The organism is Planomonospora algeriensis (assembly GCF_977012225.1).
Map to the genome: position 1 here is coordinate 1 of NZ_CDRNDK010000620.1, position 3052 is coordinate 3052.

The 3052-nt window shown below is 73.7% G+C and carries 2 protein-coding genes; one reads left to right on the forward strand and one right to left on the reverse strand.

The window, feature by feature from the left end; all coding sequences use genetic code 11:
- Positions 1-490: type VII secretion integral membrane protein EccD (gene eccD / locus ACWJ6R_RS33495; RefSeq protein WP_449066062.1), on the reverse strand; the 490-nt coding region annotated here is incomplete at its 3' end.
- Positions 491-727: 237 nt separating this feature from the next.
- On the opposite strand from eccD, the gene eccCa reads away from it, so the two are divergent.
- The coding region (eccCa, locus tag ACWJ6R_RS33500) for a type VII secretion protein EccCa (RefSeq protein ID WP_449066063.1) at positions 728-3052 on the forward strand (2325 nt) is incomplete at its 3' end.

Consider the following 3052-nt stretch of genomic DNA (forward strand, 5'->3'; position numbering starts at 1 on the left):
CGAGCAGCAGGAGCGCCAGCACCGCGGCGAGCACCGCCGGGACCGTCCAGGGCGGCCCGGCGGCCACCAGCGCGATCGTCCCGGTGAGCAGGAGCGCCACCGCGGCGCCCAGCCCGGTCAGCCGGGTGTGCCTCTTCTCCCAGTTGCTCGGCCCCTCCTTGACGCTGGTGGCGACCACGTCGGCCACGTCGTCGAACACGGCCGGGGGCAGTACGGCGTCGCGGGGGCGCAGGTAGAGCACCTCGCCGTCGAGCACGCCCAGGGAGCCCAGGCTCTGGCCGAGGTCGAGGGGGGCGCCCCCGATCCGCTGGAGCACCCAGACGGGGACCGCGGCGGCGCCGCCGCCCGTCTCGCCCACCGCCTGCAGCAGGCCCGGCAGGATGTGCGGCAGCGGGATATCCGCGGGCAGCGCCAGGTCGGCCTTCACGCGGGGGGCCACGATCGTGACGTGGCACAGCGGCGGCAGCGGCGCGGTGGACCGGACCGCCACCCCCTGCGCTCCCGGTCCCTGGACGGGTGGTTGACTCAGCGGTAGCACAGCCGTTTCCCTCTCCCGTGGGCATCACGAATATCGCCGACATAGGGGATATCTCGGATATGGCCGATACGGTAGCGGCACAATGTGGATCACGCGCGGCGGTCGGCCGTCAGGCGCCGCCGGGCCGCCCGGGTGGACGCGTCCACCGGCGGCGGGGAAGACGTCCAGGCACAGGAGGGCATTTCCAGGGTGAGCATCGTCGTCGTGCGGCGCCCCGAGCGCCGCCCCCCGCCCAAACCGCCGCGGGGCGAGATCCTCCTCGAGTCCCCTCCGGAGATCCCCGAGGTCCAGTCGCAGGGCTTCGCCGGGGTGATGACCTACGTCCCCATGCTGGCGGGCGGCGCCGCCATGGGCCTGATGTTCACCGCCGGAGGCAACACCAACCCGGTCATGTACGTCGCCAGCGGTCTGTTCGCCCTGTCCATGGTCGGCATGACCATCGGCCAGCTCGGCCGCCAGTCCGGGGAGCGCAAGTCCCGCCTGAACGGCCTGCGCCGCGACTACTTCCGCTACCTGTCCCAGGTCCGCAAGCGGGTACGGCGCGCCGCCGTGCAGCAGCGGGAGGCGCTCGAATGGAGCAGCCCCGCCCCCGATTCCCTGTGGTGGATCGCCCTGGGACCGCGCCTGTGGGAGCGGCGGCCCCGCGACGACGACTTCGGCACCGTACGGCTCGGCACCGGCGTGCAGAAACTCGCGATCCAGCTCATCCCCCCGGACTCCAAACCGGTCGAGGACCTGGACGCCCTCTCGGCCGGCGCGCTGCGCCGGTTCGTCCGGACGCACTCGACCGTCCCGCACCTCCCGGTCGCCGTGGCCCTGCACTCCTTCGCCCGGATCAGGCTGACCGGCGACCCGGTGGCCGTCCGCGGGCTGGTCCGGGCGATGGTCGCCCAGATGGCCGTCTTCCACTCCCCCGACGACCTGCGGATCATGGTCTGCGCGGGCGGCGAGTGGATGGCGCAGTGGGACTGGGTCAAGTGGCTGCCCCACGCGCTGCACCCCGAGGAGACCGACGCCGCCGGACAGGCCCGGCTCATGTCCGGCACCCTCGCCGACCTCGACCGGCTGGTCGGCGAGGACCTGAAGGAACGCGCCCGCTTCCGGCCCGGCGCCTCCGCCGACGCCCTGCCGTACCACGTGCTGATCGTCGACGGCGGGCACATCCCGCACGACTCCCAGCTCGGCGCCGACGCGATCCAGGGCGTGACCGTCATCGACCTGTCCGGCACGGCCGGGGCCGTGGAGGAGAAGAGCACGCTCCGGCTGGACGTCCGGCCGGACGGCTTCTTCATGATCAAGGTCGACCACGCGGGCAAGGAGAGCTCGACCCGGCTGGGCGACCCCGACCGGCTGGACTTCCTGCGGGCCGAGGGCCTGGCCCGGCAGCTCGCCCCCCTGCGCGCCTCGACCGCCAAGGGGGGCGAGGAGCAGGACGTGCTCACGGCGAACACCTCGCTGACCGACCTGCTCGGGGTGGGCGACCCGGCCCGCCTCGACCCGGCGGTGGTCTGGCGGCCCCGGGCGGGGCGCAACCGGCTGCGGGTGCCCATCGGCCTCGGCGGGGACGGGCGCATGGTCGAGCTCGACATCAAGGAGTCGGCACAGGGCGGCATGGGCCCGCACGGCCTGGTCATCGGCGCCACCGGCTCGGGCAAGAGCGAGCTGCTGCGGACCCTGGTCCTCGGCCTGGCCATGACCCACTCGTCGGAGATCCTGAACTTCGTCCTGGTCGACTTCAAGGGCGGCGCCACCTTCCTCGGCCTGGACTCCCTCTCCCACGTCTCCGCGGTGATCACCAACCTGGAGGACGAGCTCCCCCTCGTCGACCGCATGCACGACGCCCTGCACGGCGAGATGGTCCGCCGCCAGGAGCTGCTGCGCGCCGCGGGCAACTACGCCTCGCTGCGCGACTACGAGCGCGCCCGCGAGCAGGGCGTCCCCCTGCAGCCGCTGCCCACCCTGTTCGTCGTGATCGACGAGTTCAGCGAGCTGCTCGCGGCCAAGCCCGAGTTCATCGAGCTGTTCGTGATGATCGGCCGGCTGGGCCGGTCGCTCGGCGTCCACCTGCTGCTCGCCTCCCAGCGGCTGGAGGAGGGCAGGCTGCGCGGTCTGGACACCCACCTGTCCTACCGGATCGGCCTGCGCACCTTCTCGGCGATGGAGAGCCGGGTCGTGCTGGGCGTCGCCGACGCCTACGAGCTGCCGTCCGCGCCCGGGAACGGCTACCTCAAATTCGACACGACCGGGATGACCCGGTTCAAGGCCGCCTACGTCTCCGGCCCCTACCAGGCGGACCCGAGCCACGGGACGGCGGGCGCGCGCGGGCCCGTCCGCCAGGTCGTGCCGTACGGCCCGGCGTTCGTCCCGTTCCCCGTCGTGGAGGAGCCCGCCGGGCGGCCGGAGACGGAGGACGGCCGGGCGGACGGGACCGGCGGGGAGGGCGACGGCGGCAGGGAAGGCGGCAGGGACGCCCCCAGCCTGCTGGACGTCGTGGTCGGCCGGCTGCGCGGCCAG